This is a genomic window from Arenibacterium sp. CAU 1754, assembly GCF_054482635.1.
Window position 1 is genome coordinate 230,477 of record NZ_JBTLRG010000002.1, and the last position, 16,186, is coordinate 246,662.

At 60.9% G+C, this 16,186-nt stretch carries 15 protein-coding genes and 1 tRNA gene; 8 read left to right on the top strand and 8 right to left on the bottom strand.

Going from position 1 to position 16,186, the window contains the following annotated elements:
• Window positions 1-56: 56 nt before the first annotated feature.
• The 3 genes from ACXYMO_RS07720 to ACXYMO_RS07730 all read left to right on the top strand — a co-directional run bounded on the left by ACXYMO_RS07720 (window position 57) and on the right by ACXYMO_RS07730 (window position 2,739).
• Window positions 57-1,340, top strand: coding sequence for an ABC transporter substrate-binding protein (locus tag ACXYMO_RS07720; protein WP_458878115.1), 1,284 nt, complete (start codon window positions 57-59; stop codon window positions 1,338-1,340).
• Window positions 1,341-1,411: 71 nt separating this feature from the next.
• Complete coding sequence (locus tag ACXYMO_RS07725; protein ID WP_458878116.1) at window positions 1,412-2,248, top strand: ABC transporter ATP-binding protein; 837 nt, start codon at window positions 1,412-1,414, stop codon at window positions 2,246-2,248.
• Between the two features lie 17 nt (window positions 2,249-2,265).
• Window positions 2,266-2,739 carry a transposase family protein gene (locus ACXYMO_RS07730; protein ID WP_458878118.1) on the top strand — a complete coding sequence of 158 codons (474 nt, stop codon included), beginning with the start codon at window positions 2,266-2,268 and terminating at the stop codon, window positions 2,737-2,739.
• Between the two features lie 53 nt (window positions 2,740-2,792).
• Here the strand turns inward: ACXYMO_RS07730 and ACXYMO_RS07735 are convergent, their stop codons facing one another.
• Window positions 2,793-3,629 carry a hypothetical protein gene (locus ACXYMO_RS07735; RefSeq protein WP_458878119.1) on the bottom strand — a complete coding sequence of 279 codons (837 nt, stop codon included), beginning with the start codon at window positions 3,627-3,629 and terminating at the stop codon, window positions 2,793-2,795.
• Between the two features lie 134 nt (window positions 3,630-3,763).
• Here ACXYMO_RS07735 and ACXYMO_RS07740 point away from each other — a divergent pair, with 134 nt between their 5' ends.
• Together ACXYMO_RS07740 and ACXYMO_RS07745 are read left to right on the top strand one after the other, a co-directional pair.
• Complete coding sequence (locus ACXYMO_RS07740; protein WP_458878120.1) at window positions 3,764-4,984, top strand: phenylacetate--CoA ligase family protein; 1,221 nt, start codon at window positions 3,764-3,766, stop codon at window positions 4,982-4,984.
• Between the two features lie 428 nt (window positions 4,985-5,412).
• The gene (locus ACXYMO_RS07745) at window positions 5,413-6,972 is read left to right on the top strand and encodes an ABC transporter permease (RefSeq protein ID WP_458879064.1); all 1,560 of its coding nucleotides are present in this window, start codon (window positions 5,413-5,415) and stop codon (window positions 6,970-6,972) included.
• Here the strand turns inward: ACXYMO_RS07745 and ACXYMO_RS07750 are convergent.
• The 4 genes from ACXYMO_RS07750 to ACXYMO_RS07765 all read right to left on the bottom strand — a co-directional run bounded on the left by ACXYMO_RS07750 (window position 6,969) and on the right by ACXYMO_RS07765 (window position 9,485).
• On the bottom strand, window positions 6,969-7,829 hold the full coding sequence (locus tag ACXYMO_RS07750) for a CobW family GTP-binding protein (protein ID WP_458878121.1): 861 nt from the start codon (window positions 7,827-7,829) through the stop codon (window positions 6,969-6,971). The two genes, ACXYMO_RS07745 and ACXYMO_RS07750, sit on opposite strands and share 4 nt — an antisense overlap.
• Window positions 7,830-7,995: 166 nt before the next feature.
• Window positions 7,996-9,015 (bottom strand): Fe(3+) ABC transporter substrate-binding protein, encoded by a 1,020-nt coding sequence (locus ACXYMO_RS07755; protein WP_458878122.1) that lies wholly within the window; start codon window positions 9,013-9,015, stop codon window positions 7,996-7,998.
• A gap of 190 nt (window positions 9,016-9,205) precedes the next feature.
• Window positions 9,206-9,331, bottom strand: a complete 126-nt coding sequence (gene ykgO, locus ACXYMO_RS07760; RefSeq protein WP_008562923.1) for a type B 50S ribosomal protein L36 — start codon at window positions 9,329-9,331, stop codon at window positions 9,206-9,208.
• Window positions 9,332-9,410: 79 nt separating this feature from the next.
• A tRNA-Val gene (locus tag ACXYMO_RS07765) sits at window positions 9,411-9,485 on the bottom strand.
• 149 nt (window positions 9,486-9,634) lie between these two features.
• Between ACXYMO_RS07765 and ACXYMO_RS07770 the strand changes: the two genes are divergently transcribed.
• Complete coding sequence (locus ACXYMO_RS07770; RefSeq protein WP_458878123.1) at window positions 9,635-10,495, top strand: N-formylglutamate amidohydrolase; 861 nt, start codon at window positions 9,635-9,637, stop codon at window positions 10,493-10,495.
• Between the two features lie 2 nt (window positions 10,496-10,497).
• Here the strand turns inward: ACXYMO_RS07770 and ACXYMO_RS07775 are convergent, their stop codons facing one another.
• Window positions 10,498-11,751, bottom strand: coding sequence for a DNA polymerase IV (locus tag ACXYMO_RS07775; protein WP_458878124.1), 1,254 nt, complete (start codon window positions 11,749-11,751; stop codon window positions 10,498-10,500).
• 106 nt (window positions 11,752-11,857) lie between these two features.
• On the opposite strand from ACXYMO_RS07775, the gene ACXYMO_RS07780 reads away from it, so the two are divergent.
• Window positions 11,858-12,283, top strand: a complete 426-nt coding sequence (locus tag ACXYMO_RS07780) for an NUDIX hydrolase (protein WP_458878125.1) — start codon at window positions 11,858-11,860, stop codon at window positions 12,281-12,283.
• Between the two features lie 278 nt (window positions 12,284-12,561).
• Here ACXYMO_RS07780 and ACXYMO_RS07785 read toward each other — a convergent pair whose 3' ends face one another.
• Window positions 12,562-13,464 (bottom strand): CobW family GTP-binding protein, encoded by a 903-nt coding sequence (locus tag ACXYMO_RS07785; protein ID WP_458878126.1) that lies wholly within the window; start codon window positions 13,462-13,464, stop codon window positions 12,562-12,564.
• Window positions 13,461-15,104 (bottom strand): amidohydrolase, encoded by a 1,644-nt coding sequence (locus ACXYMO_RS07790; protein WP_458878127.1) that lies wholly within the window; start codon window positions 15,102-15,104, stop codon window positions 13,461-13,463. The genes ACXYMO_RS07785 and ACXYMO_RS07790 overlap by 4 nt, the downstream gene beginning before the upstream one ends.
• A 107-nt stretch (window positions 15,105-15,211) precedes the next feature.
• On the opposite strand from ACXYMO_RS07790, the gene ACXYMO_RS07795 reads away from it, so the two are divergent.
• Complete coding sequence (locus tag ACXYMO_RS07795; RefSeq protein WP_458878128.1) at window positions 15,212-16,165, top strand: LysR substrate-binding domain-containing protein; 954 nt, start codon at window positions 15,212-15,214, stop codon at window positions 16,163-16,165.
• The last annotated feature ends 21 nt before the right edge of the window (window positions 16,166-16,186 follow it).

Consider the following 16,186-nt stretch of genomic DNA (forward strand, 5'->3'; position numbering starts at 1 on the left):
AGCGGGGCCAAACCCCGTTCACCATCGGAAAGATACCAAAGGGAGGATTAAACCCGATGAAACTCAAACTGACCACTTTGGCGCTGGGCGCCATCATGGCAGCCGGCCCGGCACTGGCAGAACTGGTTCTGCCGTCGCTGAGCTATCGTACCGGCCCGTACGCGGCAAACGGCATTCCGTTTGCGGATGGCTACGCCGACTACCTGACGCTGCTGAACGAGCGTGATGGCGGTATCGGCGGCGAACCGGTGCGCCTGCTTGAGTGCGAGACAGGCTATAACACCGAAAAGGGTGTGGAATGCTATGAAAGCACCAAGGGCGAAGGCGCGCTGCTTTATCAACCGCTCTCGACCGGTATCACCTACCAGCTGATCCCAAAGGCAACCGCGGATGGCATTCCGGTCCACTCGATGGGCTATGGGCGGACCTCGGCCAAAAACGGCTCGGTCTTCCGTAGCATCTTCAACTATCCAGCCAACTACTGGGATGGCGCGTCGATCGGGATCAAGCATCTGCTGGACCTCAACAGCGGTGATCTGAACGGCAAGAAAGTGGCGCTGGTTTATCACAACTCTGCCTACGGCAAAGAGCCGATCCGCACGCTGGAAGAGCTGTCCAAAAAGCACGGCTATGACCTGACCCTGCTGCCCGTTGACCACCCCGGTCAGGAGCAGAAGTCGCAGTGGCTGCAAATCCGCCGCGAGCGTCCCGACTATGTCCTGATGTGGGGCTGGGGCGTGATGAACCAGGTTGCCATCCAGGAAGCTGCGAACATCCGGTTCCCGATGGAAAACTTCATCGGCATCTGGTGGTCCGGTTCGGAAAATGACGTGCGTCCGGCGGGTGCCGCGGCGAACGGTTACAAGGCGCTGACCTTCCACAACGTGGGCAGCGACTTCCCGGTCTTTGACGACATCCAGAAATATGTCGTGGATGCGGGCAAGGCCGCCGGCGCGGGCGATCAGATCGGCACAGCGCTTTACAACCGGGGCATGTATGCCGCGATGCTGGCTGCCGAGGCTGCCAAGACCGCACAGGAAATCCACGGCACAAAGGCTCTGACGCCAGCGCAGATGCGCGACGGCATGGAAGCCCTGAACATCACCGAAGAGAAGATGGCCGCGCTTGGCCTGCCGAACTTCGGTCCCGAGTTCCAGGTGTCCTGTGAAAACCACGGTGGTAACGGCTTTGGTGCCGTGGCGCAGTGGGATGCAGCCGCCGACAGCTGGAGCCTGATCACCGAATATGTGCAGTCCGATCAGGATGTTCTGGGTCCGCTGGTCGACGAAGATTCGTCCGCCTTTGCGGCTGAAAACGGCATCACGCCGGGCTGTAACTAAGTCTTGAAAACCGGTCGTCGCCTTTGGGCGGCGGCCGACCCCAAACCGAATTTCACGAAGGGTGACGCCCCATGCTGGACGCTGCAAACACCACGGACGCCCAAGTCGAGACGCTGCTTGAGGTCAACAACATCGAGGTGATCTACAACCACGTGATCCTGGTGTTGAAAGGCGTCAGCCTGAAGGTGCCAAAAGGCGGGATCACCGCGTTGCTGGGTGGCAACGGTGCCGGCAAGACCACCACGCTCAAGGCGATTTCGAACCTGCTGCATTCCGAACGCGGCGAGGTGACGAAAGGGTCGATCAAGTATCGCAACACGCCGGTTCATCACTCTGACCCTGCCGAACTGGTCCGCAAGGGCGTGATCCAGGTGATGGAAGGGCGCCACTGTTTCGAACACCTGACCGTCGAGGAAAACCTGCTGACCGGGTTTTATACCCGCAAGGGCAGCAAGGCGGACATGAACGCGGATCTGGAAAAGGTTTATACTTATTTCCCGCGTCTGAAAGAGCGCCGCAAAAGTCAGGCGGGCTATACCTCGGGCGGGGAACAGCAGATGTGCGCCATTGGCCGCGCAATGATGGCCAAGCCAGAGACCATTCTTCTGGACGAACCCAGCATGGGCCTGGCGCCACAGCTGGTCGAAGAGATTTTCGGGATTGTGAAGGATCTCAACGAAAAGGAAGGTGTGTCCTTCCTTCTGGCCGAGCAGAACACCAACGTGGCCCTGCGGTTTGCCCATTACGGCTATATCCTTGAATCCGGCCGTGTGGTGATGGATGGGCCCGCCGCAGAACTGCGCGAGAACCCGGATGTGAAGGAATTCTATCTGGGCATGTCGGACGAAGGGCGCAAATCCTTCCGCGACGTCCGTTCGTACCGTCGCCGCAAAAGATGGCTGAGCTGAGGGCTCACAGTCAGGACATGACGTACTGGGTCTCTCATACCTGTTCGACGTGCGGGCGCACTCAGAAGACGCCGCTTTCAAAGCGCGAAGTGGCTTTCTATGACGCGCTTGGCCCGTCGTTCAAGTGCGCGCATTGCGGGTCCCGAACAGCAAAAAACTCAAGCCGTCCGCTTCCGGACATTGATGCTGAGCTATTGGCGGAGTGGTCCGGAAACCGGCGACTGGCTTTTGCAGAACAAGACGAAGAAATGCTGATCGCAAGCGCACCGCTTGATGCACTGATTTCGGTGTTCGAGACCGCGCGGTCATCAAACCGAAAAGCTCAGGTCGCGATGGCGATCGCAATCAAATTCAGCGACGCGCAGTTTTTGGATGAAGCTGAAGAGGCGGCATGTTCCGATTGGCTCAAGGCACATCCCGACACGTGGCGCGTGTCACCGGGCCACGGTCACGTCACCAGCGCGGTGGCGAAGCGGTTGAATGTCGCATGACAAACTCGCGAAACCTCATTCCACAGCCGACGGGTGCGCGGCACTTGGCCGACTCAAGCGTGTCCGGCGTCCCGCTTCATCTCGGCGATCCGCTCAAGCGCCTCGTCGCGCGTGTTGCGGATGTTGGGCCGGAAGCCTTGCGTTTCCGCGCGCAACCTGATGTCGGCCTCGGTCTCGGACCCGGCGGCATACCGGACCGAGCCCAGCGAGGCGGCCTCGTTCAGCCGTTTTCCGCGATGGGCGTATTGCACCCAGGCCGCGGGAAGGATCTCGCAGCCATTGAGATCGACAAGGAAGTACCACTTGCGGTCCGTTTCGCGAATGCGGTCCTGGATATAGTCGTAAAAGTCGTTCACATCGCGCGAATGGTGAAAGACAAAGTGCGAGAAATCGACGTTCATGGTCTGCGCCGCCTCGTCAAAGCTCAGCCGTCGCATGAAATCCGCCGTCACATAGTTGGGGTCATGAATGATCCGCTTGCGGCGCTTGCTGGGAAGCTGGGCGATGCGATCAAGCGCAGAGTCGCGGTCGGAAAACAGGTTTGGATCGAATGCCTCGGTATTGGCCGCGCGGATAATTTGCTGGCGCGTCTCCTCGGACGCGTCGAATCGGACAGTACCCATGGAATGGGCAAGGTTCAGCGCCTTGCCGCGGCGCGAATAGGCCAGCCAGGCCGACGGGTCAATGCGGGTGCTGTTGAGGTTGACCAGAAAGAACCAAAGTTCCTCGCCCGACTGCGCGATGCGTTCTTCCAGCCGGTCATAGAAGAGGTTGACCGTTTTCGAGTTGTCGAAGTCAAACCCGGAAAAATCGGCCTCCATGATCTGAAGCTCTTCATAAAACGCGATCCGGCAGTCCAGATCTGCGGTAGAGGGAAGCGTGTCGATCACAGCGCGGTCCTTTCACTCAACTATAACAAGAATCGGTATGCAAATGCATACCATGTGTTGCCCCTAGGTAACCCAAATCACCATCAGGCAACCTGTCGCGCCTCGCGCGGCAAATCCGCGCAAAGGTTCGATCCATGACACAGCATTTCGACAGCCTCGAAACCCGATCGGCCGATGAACGCGCCGCTGACCTTGCCAAGGCGCTGCCCGAACAGATTACGCGCGCCAAGACCCTGCCGGGCTATGCCGCGTCCCTTGCGGATGTGGACGCCTCCGCCATTACCAGTGTCGAGGCGCTGGCCGGTCTGCCGGTGCTGCGTAAATCGGAATTGGGCAAGGCCCAGGCCGCCCATCCGCCGTTCGGCGGGTTCACGGTGAAACCGGCGTCGGGGTTCGGGCATATCTTTCAATCGCCCGGTCCGATCTATGAACCGGGTGGGATTGGCGGCGACTGGTGGCGGTTTGGCCGCGTTCTGCATGCGGCCGGGATCGGTCCCGGGGACATCGTCCAGAACTGTTTCGGTTATCACCTGACCCCCGCGGGGATGCTGTTTGAAAACGGCGCTCGTGCGGTCGGGGCGGCGGTTTTGCCCGCTGGCACCGGCCAGACCGAATTGCAGGTCACCGCCGCGCGCGACGTGGGGACCACCGCCTATGCCGGGACCCCCGATTACCTCAAGGTCATTCTGGACAAGGCCGATGAGATGGGCGTGGCCCTCGGCATCACCAAGGCCACTGTCGGGGGCGGGGCGTTGTTCCCGTCGCTGCGTCAGGCCTATGCCGATCGCGGAATCAGTTGCCTGCAGTCCTACGCAACTGCTGATCTGGGCAACATCGCCTATGAAAGCCCGGCGATGGAGGGGATGATTTCGGATGAACATGTGATCATCGAGATCGTTACCCCCGGCACCGGCACGCCCGTTGCGCCGGGCGAAGTCGGCGAAGTCATCGTGACCACGCTGAACCCAGACTATCCGCTGATCCGTTTTGCCACCGGCGATCTGAGCGCCGTGATGGAGGGTCAAAGCCCCTGTGGGCGGACCAACATGCGGATCAAGGGCTGGATGGGCCGCGCGGATCAGACCACCAAGATCAAGGGCATGTTCATCCGCCCCGAACAGGTTGCGGCGCTGGTTGCCAAACACCCCGAAATCGTCAAGGCGCGGGTCATCGCCAGCCGTCAGGGCGAAATGGACATGATGACCGTCAAGATCGAGGCGCCGGGTGACCACGGAGAGGCCTATGCCAAGACCGTGGCGGATGTGCTGAAACTGAAGGGTGCGGTTGAGGTCGTCACGCCCGGATCCCTGCCCAAGGACGGGTTGGTGATCGAAGATCAGCGCAGCTACGACTGACCGGCTGAGCCGAGGCGGGCTACTCGCCCTGGCCATTGGCTGCGCCCCAGGCGCGTCCGCAGTCGCCCCTTTTGCGTAAATCGGCCGATCTGCGGTTCGTCGCCTTTCAATGTGTGCCTTCGGCACCTTCCTTTCATTGCGTCGCCTTCGGCGCCGCGATGCCTCCGGCTGGAGTTTTTCCGGCAAGATGAAGGAGGGGGAGCTGCCGGCGGTCGAGGCGGCGGGAAAATACCGCTGGATATCTGACCAAATAACTTGGATAAAACCCTGCCTGCGGATCTGGCCGTGGGTATGATCAGACACAGGGCATCCGACGCGTGGCCGAGGTTCGACAATTTGCTGCCCATGGAAAGCGGCGCCGGGGTGCCGGCGGGGCAAGCGTGCTGGGCTGGGTGGCCTGGGCGGTGGCCGGAGCCTGTCTGTTGCCGATGCTGGCGGTGGCGCTGGCCGCACTGACGGGGGGGACCGACACGGTCGCCCACCTGATGGATACGGTTCTGGCCCGTTATGCGATGACAACGCTGGCCCTGGTTCTGATGGTGGCGGCGGGGACCTTTGCCATCGGGGTAGGTGCCGCGTGGCTGGTGACGATGACGCGGTTTCCCGGTGTGCGTCTGTTCGAGATCGCGCTGGTTTTGCCGCTGGCCTTTCCGGCCTATGTGCTGGCCTACGCCTATACGTTTGTTCTGGATCATCCCGGCATCGTGCAATCGACCCTGAGGGACGTGACCGGCTGGGGAGCGCGCGAGTACTGGTTTCCGGAAATCCGGTCTCTTGGCGGGGCAGCAGTGATGTTGATCCTTGTGCTTTACCCTTATGTGTACCTGCTGGCGCGGGCCGCGTTCCTGCAGCAAAGCGCGGCGGCGTTTCTGGCCGCGCGCACCCTGGGGCACAGTGCGTGGTCGGCGTTTCGTACCGTCAGCCTGCCGATGGCCCGCCCTGCCATCGCCGGCGGGGTCCTGTTGGCCGTGATGGAGACCATCGCCGATTTCGGGACGGTGGCCTATTTCAGCGTTCAAACCTTTGCGACCGGTATTTACACCAGTTGGTTTTCCATGGCCGACCGGGCAGCCGCGGCGCAGCTTGCCCTGTGCCTGTTGTCCTTTGCGCTGCTTTTGGCCGTGGTTGAGCGGACCCAGCGGGGCAAGGCCAAGTATCACCAGGCGGGCAAGGCGCATATGACAATGCCACCCTCAGACCTGACCGGATGGCGCGCGGCATTTGCCTTTCTTCTGTGTGCGGCGCCGGTCCTGTTCGGGTTCGTTCTGCCGACCGTGATCCTGTTCAACATGGGGCTGGGGTCAGAACAGGATTTGTTCAGCCGTCGCTATACGGGGTTCATCGGAAATTCACTGACGCTGGCGGGGACGGCAGCGGTGGTGACCGTACTTGCAGCCATCTCGGTCGGGTTCTACCAGCGGATGCGCCCGGGCCGGCGGTCGGCCATTGCCGCCTATGTTGCGCGCCTGGGTTACGCAGTGCCGGGCGGGGTGATCGCGGTGGGGCTGATGGTGCCCTTTGCTGCCTTTGACAATGCGCTGGATGCCTGGATGCGCGAAACGTTCGACATTTCCACAGGCCTGTTGATCACCGGGTCCATCTGGCTGCTGGTGGCCGCCTATATGGTGCGGTTCCTGGCGGCGGCATTGGGGGCTTACGAGGGTGGGCAAAGCACCGTGCATGCCAATATGGATGCGGCGGCGCGGTCGCTGGGGCAGACGCCGATGGGCACGTTGCGCCGCGTCCATCTGCCGATCCTGACGCCCAGCCTTTTGACGGCCTTGCTGATCGTGTTCGTGGACGTGATGAAAGAACTGCCAGCCACACTGATCATGCGGCCCTTCAACTATGACACGCTGGCGATCCAAGCCTATCGGCTGGCCAGCGACGAACGGCTGGAGGGGGCGGCGGTGCCCAGCCTGGTTATCGTGGCCGTGGGCCTTTTGCCGGTGATCCTGATCTGTCGGCAGGTCGGGCGGCGACGTTAAGACGCCCACCAAGCTTCGATATCTTCGGCCTTGATCCGGTCGGCAGGGCCGAGGCCCACCAATGTGGTCCGGTCGGTCGTGGCGCGTTTCGCCTCGACATATTGGCCGACCACGTGCACAGCGTACCCGCCGTCATCCGTTTTCACAAAACCTTTCAGCCGGTACAGGCCCTCTGGCCGGTTGGCCAGCTTGTCGCCCATTTCGGCGCGGTCCACCGCCTTGTCGCTGTCATGTTGCCAGCGCGTATAGGCGGGGTGTGGCGCTGGTGCGTGGCTGCGCGGAAGGGGTGTCAGCTCAAACAGCAGCGGTGCAAGGGGGCGGTCGCTCAGCGGTGCAGGATTGCGGGCGCCGATGCCGTGCAGGCGGTCCATCAGCGCAGAATCCGGCGCACCGGTTTTCGTCAGCAGCACCATGTCGGCGGATTTGATCTGTTGTTCGACCTGCGGGGCAAGAAGCGGATCGTCCAGCAGGCCGGGTGCGTTTAGCGCATCGACCAGCGTTATGATCCCGCCATAGCCGATTTCGCGTTCCGATATGGCGGCGGCGGCGATGGCCGCCGGGTCTGCGATGCCGCTGGATTCGATGATCAGGTGATCGGGGCGCGGCTGGCGGTCCAGCGCGGTATTGAGCGCCATGAACAGATCGGCGTCCATGGAGCAGCAAACACAGCCGTTGGTCAGCGCGATCATGTCGTCATCCGATTGATCGATCAGCGCGGCATCGATGTTGATGGCGCCAAAATCATTCACGATGACCATCAGGTTCTGACCATGATCTTCGGCCAGAAGCCTGTTGATTAGCGTCGTTTTCCCCGCGCCCAGATATCCGCTGATGATGGTAAGGGGGAGGGGGAGCATGTGGCGTAGTCCTGAACAGTGCTATGGTCACATGCTTATCGCCAGAATGGCCGGTGCTGGCAACTGCGACACCAGTCGGCCCTGCCGCGTTTTGCGCCGGACAGGACGCCATACCAAAAAGGCGCAGGAATGATCCTGCGCCTTTCGGGTGGTTGTGGGGGGAGGCTTATTTCCAGCCGACCTCGTTAAAGACTTTTTGCGCTTCGGGCAGGTTCTTGGCCACCGCCGACAGCTCGATATCGTCTGGTTTGAAAAATCCGAGATCCGCCACGGACGGGGACAGCGCAATGCCCGGAACGGCCGGGTATTCATCGTTGCCCGCCGAGAAATACTGCTGCGCCGATTGGCTGGTCAGGTATTCCAGAAACTTGATGGCGTTTTCCTTGTTCGGCGCATGCGCGGCCACGCCGCCGCCCGACAGGTTCATATGTGCGCCGGTAGTGTCCTGATCGGGAAAGACCCAGCCGATCATGTCACGCTCGGCGCTGACGCCCTTGACGTCGGTGCGGATCGAGCGGGCAAAGTAATAGGTATTGGAGACCGAAATCTCGCATTCCCCGGAGACGATACCGCGCAGCTGATCGGTATCTCCGCCCTGGGGGTCGCGTGCCATGTTGGCGACGACCCCTGCCGCCCAGTCGCGGGCTTTTTCGACACCGATGTGGGTGATGATCGCGGCCAGAAGCGTCTGGTTGTAGGTGTTCGAGGACGACCGGATGCAGACCAGCCCCTTATAGGCCGGATCCGCCAGATCCATGTAGGATTTCGGCGGATTGGTTACGTCGTTCTTGTCATAGAAAATGATCCGGGCGCGCTGCGAAAAGCCAAACCATTGGTTGTCGGAATCCTGCAGATAGGCGGGGACCCGCGATTCCAGCGTGGCACTGTCGATGGCTTGTAGAACACCAGCGTTCTTGGCGCGCTCCAGCCGCGATGTATCCACCGTCAGCAGGACATCGGCGGGGGAATTTGCACCTTCGGCCTGCATGCGGGCGATCAGTTCATCGGCCTTGCCTTCGATGCGGTTGATGGTGATGCCGGTTGCCTCTTCGAAATCGGAATAGAGCCGTTCATCGGTGTCATAGTGGCGCGAGGAATAGAGGTTGAGTTCACCTTCGGCGGCGGCTGCGGTGCCCAGAGCCGCGACGAGGGTCGCGGCAATCAGGGAAGAAGGGGGGCGTGTCATGATCACGAATATCCTTTGGCTGTCCCGGGTAATACCCGACTAAATCAATCAGTAAATAGATTCGTTTCTGATTGCCAGTGAAAAACCAACTGTTTTAGTCAGAAAGAGCCCGGATAGCATTCAAGGGGTGCAAAATGCAAAAAGGCCGCCCGATTTGGGCGGCCTTTTGTTAAAGCTGCTTTGCTGCGGCTCAGCCCTGGCGGGCTTTGAACCGGCGCTGCGTTTTGTTGATCACATAAACGCGGCCTTTGCGACGCACAACGCGGCAATCGCGGTGCCGGTTCTTAAGCGAGCGGAGCGAGTTCTTGACCTTCATGGTCTGTCTCCTGTTCCTGCGGCGCGGGCCAGCGCCTGGTGTTGCGGGTGCCCGAAATGCGTTTCGGACTGTGAATTCATGGTGGGCACTACAAGGTTCGAACTTGTGACCCCTTCGATGTCAACGAAGTGCTCTACCGCTGAGCTAAGCGCCCATGAATACCTTTGCGAGGCCAGCCCCATAACAAAATGGGGCGCGGAATCCCGCGCCGGTAGCGGGGTCTATAAAAGGAGTCGTCGGCGTGATCAAGGGCTTTTGATACGCTGCATTTCCGCGCTATGATTTCTGCAACAAGGAGAGCAAATGCCCAAGGTTGCTTATCAGCTCAGTCAGCCAGTGCAACGCCGGTCGGCGGTGGTGTTCGCATCACCCCACAGCAGCAGCGATTACCCCGGCTGGTTCGTCCGGCGCAGCCTGCTGGATGAAATTACGATCCGGTCCTCGGAAGATGCCTTTGTCGATCTCCTGTTTGATGCGGCGCCGGAATATGGCGCGCCGTTCCTCAAGGCGGGGGCGCCGCGGGCCTTTATCGACCTCAACCGCAGTTCCGAAGAGCTTGACCCGGCCTTGATCGAGGGCGTCAAACGTCAGGGTCACAATCCGCGCGTCGCCTCGGGGCTGGGCGTGGTGCCGCGCGTTGTTGCCAACGGGCGCGCCATCTACCGGGGCAAGCTGCCCCTGGCCGAAGCGCGGCGCCGGATCGACCTTTACTGGACGCCCTATCACAACGCGCTGCGCACTCTGCTTGACGAATCGCACGCGCAATTCGGGCAGGCCATTCTGGTCGATTGCCATTCCATGCCGCACGAGGCGATGGACGGCGTGGCCAAGGGGGCGATCCGGCGGCCCCAGGTTGTTCTGGGGGATCGCTTTGGCGCGGCCGCCTCGGGCGAAATCGTGGACCGGATCGAAGCGGCGTTTGCCAATGTTGGGTTGACCGTCACCCGGAACTCACCCTTTGCCGGGGCCTATGTGACACAGGCCTATGGCCGTCCGTCGCGTCGCCAGCACGCCATCCAGGTCGAGATCGATCGCTCTCTTTACATGGACGAGCGCAACATCCTGCCCAATGAAAATTTCGATGCGTTCCGCGCGATGCTGCGTCAGGTGATTTCCGACATCAGCATGATCGGCCAGAATGAGATGCCTTTGGCCGCCGAATAGGCCTAGCGCAGCGCGCGACCCTTGACGATGGCATCCGATCCGAAACGTTCGCGGATCTTGTCTGTCGCGCGTTCGGCCTCAGACCGGCGGGACGCGGTCGGATCCAGCAGATCGCCGGATTTGTCGGCCTCACTTTCGGGGCACAAATGGCTGATCCCGCATCCCAACAGGCGGAATGGCCCCTGATCCGCGACATGTTCGAACAGGCCGTGGGCCGTGCGATAGATGGTATCGGCCATCTGCGTGGCGTCCCTGAGAGACACCCGCCGGGTCAGCGTCGAGTGATCCGAACGTTTCAGTTTCAGGGTCACGACCCGCCCGGCAAGCTGCCTTGCCTTGGCCCGATCGGCCACCTTTTCCGCCATCCGCCAAAGATGCCCGTCCAGAATGTCGGGGTTTGCGGTGTCTTCGTTGAAAGTGGTCTCGTTCGAGATGGATTTGATCGGGTCGTCTGCCGACACACGGCGGTGGTCCTGACCGCGCGCCAGATGCCAGAGCCGGTCGCCCATCGACCCGAACCGCGCGGTCAGCGCCTCGCGGTCCCAGCGCAGCAGATCAGAAAAGGTGCGGATGCCCGCCTTGTCCAGCGAGGCCTGCGCCGCCGGCCCGATCCCCCAGATCATGCGCACGGGTTTGTCGCGCAGGAAATCGGCGGTCTCGGCCTTGCCGATCACCGAAAAGCCGCGCGGTTTGTCCAGGTCCGACGCCACTTTGGCCAGAAACTTGTTGTGCGACAGCCCGATCGACCCGGTCAGCCCCAGTTCATCTTTCATCCGTTTGATCAGCCGGGCCAGCATCACCGCGGGCGGCGCGCCATGCAGGCGCTCTGTTCCCGAGAGATCAAGAAACGCCTCATCCAGTGACAGCGGCTGAATGGCGGGTGTCAGTTCCTCCATCATTGCGCGAATGGCTCGCGACGCTTCGACATAGGCCTGCATCCGGGGTTTGATGATGACCGCCTCGGGGCAGAGTTTCAGCGCCTGGAACATCGGCATGGCCGAGCGGACGCCGCGAATGCGCGCCACGTAGCAGGCGGTTGAAACCACACCACGCCGCCCGCCACCGATGATCACCGGCTTGTCGGCCAAGTCTGGATTGTCCCGCTTTTCGACCGAGGCATAAAAGGCATCGCAATCCATATGCGCGATCGAAAGATCGAACAGTTCGGGATGCGCCAGAACCCGCGGGCTGCCGCATGTCTGGCACCGTCGCGCGGTTTCAAGCTGAGACAGGCAATCACGACACAGAGAAGGCATGATGGCGGGGTTCCGATTGATGGCGTATGGCCTATATACCTGTCATGGGGTTCGGCGACCATCCACAAGCCGGACAAGGTTCTTCAATGAGCGTCAGATCAATCGAATGACTTTCTCAGGTGCCAAACTGGCCTTGTTTCTGGGCTCGGATCTTGTGGTCATCCAGCGCGATGATCGTCCTGACATCCCGTATCCGGGGTTTTGGGACCTGCCGGGGGGCGGGCGCGAGGGCGCGGAAACACCGCATGATTGCGTGTTGCGTGAAACCCGCGAAGAGGTGGGGCTGCACCTGTCGCCGCACGATCTGATCTGGTCCAACAGCTATCAGCGTCCGCGCGGCACCGTCTGGTTCTTTGCCGCCCATCTGCCGATTGCACGGAAATCGCAAATCCGGTTCGGCGATGAAGGGCAGGGCTGGCGCCTGATGCCACCGCCGGAATATTGCGCCCATCCACTGGCCGTGCCGCATTTTGTAACGCAGCTGACCCATTACATGGCGCAGGATGTCTATCGGCGAAATCTGGGGGCCTGAACGAAAGGCCCCCCGCTGCTGAGGCGGGGGGAGGTAACGAACCACAGGAAGAAAGGTTCGTTGGGGGAGTGTCTCAAGAAGCAGGTTCGCCTAAAACGGGCAATTTTCAAAGTCTGGAATACCAGACCCTGATTTTCCAAAACCAAGCTGTGCCTTTGTGGTCACGCAGGCAGGCGCCACTAAATGTTGTGAATCTGGCGGGTTTCCACGCCCCTTTGCGATCTGTCGGATCGGGTTTTCCTTTTCAAACGCGCATTTACGGGTCGAAAAGTCACCGTTCAGGTCGGTTGTACCTCAACGGACGCCGTCAATTGCTGCAGGTCCGGCAGCGTCAGGCCACCCGCCCGCCCAATACAGACAATCGCGTGTTTCTTTCCCGGTGCGCTTTGCGACACCTGGACCCGGCGGCCCACGATCTGGATCAGAAAGGTGTCGCCGGAGTGGTCTTTGGCAAAGCCCTTGGCGCGCACGATCCCGAAATCCCCCGTGGCCAACCGGTTCGCAAGGGCGTGGACGTCAACGGGCTTGTCCAGGTCCAGAACCATGCTTTCAAACGCGGCGTCATGATGGGTTGCCGGCGCATATTCTCGCGGGGTGTCGGGCGGGCCAAGCAGAATGGCATTGGGGATGCGGCCATGTTGCGCCTCGATCAGTTTTGCCTCGCCTGCGTGGTCTGCCAGCCAGGCGCGGACATCGTCGGTCATAGCGGGGTCGGGCAGATCCGTTTTGGTCAAAATGACAAGGTCGGCACCCCGAAGTTGCCGCAGTATCGTGTCGCCCAGGTACTTGTCCTGCGCGTTGTCACGGACCGAGTCGGCATCGGCCAGAACGATCACACCGTTCAGCCGGAAACCGGAAACCAGGGTCAGGCTGGCCGCGATCGCGCCGGGGATCGCCACGCCAGAGGCCTCGATCACGACGTGATCCGGCGGCGGCGAAAGGGCCACCAGATCCATCATTGCCCCAACCAGATTGTCGCCAAACGCACAGCAAATGCATCCGCCAGCGATCGAGATGAGGTCGTCCCCCTCGGCCTCGATCAAATCCTCGTCAATGGCAAGTTCGCCGAATTCATTGACCAGAACCGCGATTCTGATGCCGTCTGCATGGCGCAGCATGTGGTTGATCAGCGTGGTTTTTCCCGCGCCGAGATAGCCGCCGATGACGGTGACCGGGATCACAGATCCGCAGCCGCGAAAACACGTCCGCCCTGAACCGTGCCCCATACCGGGACATCCCTCAGACGGGCCGGGTCAGCCTCGGTCGGGTCCGCCTCAAGAACGGCGAAATCCGCCCGCTTGCCTGTTTCGATCGATCCGACCTCACCATCCAGATGCAGCGTAAACGCCGCCCCCAGGGTGATGGCGTACAACGCTTCGTCCACGGTGATCCGTTCGTGCGCCCCCTGAACCCGCCCCGACGCAGTGATCCGGTTGACGGCGCACCAGGCGGTGAACAGCGGGGCCAGCGGGGTCACCGGCGCATCCGAATGGATGGCCATCGGCACACCGGTATCCAGAGCGGTCCGGCAGGCGTTCATCCGTTCGGCGCGTTCGGGCCCGACCGTCAACCGATAGTGTTCATCGCCCCAATAGAAATGGTGGTTGGCGAACAGGTTGACGCACATTCCCAGCTCTTTCATGCGCCGAAACTGTGCCGCATCCGCCAGTTGACAGTGTTGCAGGGTAAACCTGTGGTCGCGCACGGGATGCTTTGCCAGTGCCGGTCCCAACGTGTCCAGAACCAGTTCCGTCGCTTCGTCGCCATTGGTGTGTGTATGCACCAGAACCCCGGCCCCAAGCGCCCGTTCATAGATTTCGGCCATCTGGTCAGGCGCGACATACCACAGCCCATTGGGGGCGCCATTGTGATAGCCGGGCCACCGCAGGCGGGCGGAAAAGCCCTGGATCGATCCATCTGCAATCACCTTGATCCGCCCCAGCCGCAACTGGTCGGTCGAAAGTTTTCGCAATTCGCAGACCCGCTCTACAAGGTCCTTGGGTGTGTGACCCATAAAGAACTTGAGCGGGACAACCCGGGCCGGAAAGCTGTCTTCGCCCGTCACCCGCAGCATCATCTCGACGGCTTCGTCGTCCAGACGCGAGGCAAGGTCGGTCACGGTCGTCGTTCCAGTGCGCACGCACAGCTTGGCAAAGTCGCGCAGGCCGCCTTCGTCGGCATCGGTGGCGGATCGGTTCAGCCCGACATAGGGGCCGACAGGCGTATAGACCTCGGGGCTTTTCAGCACACCGTTGGGCAACCCGTCATCGCCAAGGACAACGCCCGGATGCGTATGGTCCGTGCGCATCATGCCGGACACTTGCAGCGCCTTGGTGTTGACGTTCATGATGTGCCCCGAGGCGTGCAAAACACCAATCGGACGGGTTGCAGACACCTTGTCGAGATCGTGGCGGGTCACGATGGTGTTGTCCATATAGATCGGGTCAAGCTGGAACCCGGCCAGGGGCGCGTCCGGGTCGGTCATTTTCGCCTCGGCTTCGCTCAAACGGTCAAGAACGGCCTCAAGCGTTTTGAGCCCGGACCATTTGTGCCCGTTGGGATCCATCCGGTCGAAATACCCGCAATAAACATTGCGCCAAAGCGTGCCTTCCATTGCATGGGCGTGCCCTTCGACAAAGCCCGGCATGAGGATTTTGTCGGCAAACCGATCATCCAGCGTGTAGTCGCCCCAAGGTTCCAGGTCATCCAGGGTCCCGGCCCCCAGGATGCGCCCGTCGCGCACCGCAACATGGGTCGCGCGGGGCTGGCTGGGGTTCATCGTGATGATTGATTTCGCCCGAAAGATCGTGATGTCCGCCATGATGGCCCCCCGTATAATGCGTTTCGGGCAGGTTAGGGCGCTTTCTTTCATTGGAAAAATAGATTTAACTGGCCAATAAGCCCGGATTTTTGGTGAAAGGGTGCATCGTGAATTTCACGCTGAAGCAATTGATCTACGTCGAAGCCGCTGGGCGGCTTGGTTCGATCGCCAACGCCGCGCGCGAGCTTTTGATTTCGCAATCCTCGATCACCGCCGCGATCGACGCGCTGGAATCATCCCTGGCCTATGACCTATTTGTGCGCGCCCCGGCAAAGGGGATTCAGACCACCCCCGCCGGGGAAGAGGCGCTGCATCTCATCCGCACGTTCATTCACCAGGCCAGACATTTCGAGACGGAATTGCAGTCGGTCGGCGGCGACACCTCGGGCCATGTCCGAATTGCCTGCTATTCCACTGCCGCGCCCGCGTTTCTTCCTCCAATCCTGCATAATATCACCGAAAACTTTCCCGGCATGTCTGTGCAGGTGCTTGAAGGAAACCTGTCCTCGGTTGTCGAGTTCCTGAAGGACGGAAAGGCGGATCTGGTCTTTACCTATCAGGACGGGTTACCCGAAAATCTCAAGTTTCAATCCCTGTTCAAGGCACCGCCATATGCGCTGATCGGTCTGGATGATCCCCTCGCGCAACAACGCTCGGTATCCTTTGCCGAACTTGCCGAACGCCCCATGGTGCTGCTCGATCTGCCGCGCACGCGCGACTATTTCATCGGCATGTTCCAGCGGCGTGAACTCAGGCCCAACATCGCCCACACGACCAGGTCGGCCGAGATCGCCCGCGCGCTGGTGGCGGGGGGATTTGGGTACTCGATCCTGAACATCCGGCCGCCCGAATATTACGAGGAAAAGATACGGTACCGCGCCGTGCCGATCAGCGATTCACCAAAGGCACAGAATTTCGGCATTGCGACGCTGGGCGGCACGCGTGAGCCCAGAATCGTGCGTGCCTTTATCGAAAGTTGTGAGAAACTGCAGCGCGACGGGGCATTCGATGCCCTGACCGTCTGTGCCGATGCGCCGGCTAAACACCAAAAAACCGGGTAATGAGGATTATAAATTCCATTT

Excerpts from the sequence above, each read along its gene's own strand:
- ACXYMO_RS07720 (WP_458878115.1), top strand. The coding sequence starts at position 57 with ATGAAACTCAAACTGACCACTTTGGCGCTGGGCGCCATCATGGCAGCC.
- ACXYMO_RS07725 (WP_458878116.1), top strand. The coding sequence starts at position 1,412 with ATGCTGGACGCTGCAAACACCACGGACGCCCAAGTCGAGACGCTGCTT.
- ACXYMO_RS07730 (WP_458878118.1), top strand. The coding sequence starts at position 2,266 with ATGACGTACTGGGTCTCTCATACCTGTTCGACGTGCGGGCGCACTCAG.
- ACXYMO_RS07740 (WP_458878120.1), top strand. The coding sequence starts at position 3,764 with ATGACACAGCATTTCGACAGCCTCGAAACCCGATCGGCCGATGAACGC.
- ACXYMO_RS07745 (WP_458879064.1), top strand. The coding sequence starts at position 5,413 with ATGCTGGCGGTGGCGCTGGCCGCACTGACGGGGGGGACCGACACGGTC.
- ACXYMO_RS07750 (WP_458878121.1), bottom strand. The coding sequence starts at position 7,829 with ATGCTCCCCCTCCCCCTTACCATCATCAGCGGATATCTGGGCGCGGGG.
- ACXYMO_RS07755 (WP_458878122.1), bottom strand. The coding sequence starts at position 9,015 with ATGACACGCCCCCCTTCTTCCCTGATTGCCGCGACCCTCGTCGCGGCT.
- ykgO (WP_008562923.1), bottom strand. The coding sequence starts at position 9,331 with ATGAAGGTCAAGAACTCGCTCCGCTCGCTTAAGAACCGGCACCGCGAT.
- ACXYMO_RS07770 (WP_458878123.1), top strand. The coding sequence starts at position 9,635 with ATGCCCAAGGTTGCTTATCAGCTCAGTCAGCCAGTGCAACGCCGGTCG.
- ACXYMO_RS07775 (WP_458878124.1), bottom strand. The coding sequence starts at position 11,751 with ATGCCTTCTCTGTGTCGTGATTGCCTGTCTCAGCTTGAAACCGCGCGA.
- ACXYMO_RS07780 (WP_458878125.1), top strand. The coding sequence starts at position 11,858 with ATGACTTTCTCAGGTGCCAAACTGGCCTTGTTTCTGGGCTCGGATCTT.
- ACXYMO_RS07790 (WP_458878127.1), bottom strand. The coding sequence starts at position 15,104 with ATGGCGGACATCACGATCTTTCGGGCGAAATCAATCATCACGATGAAC.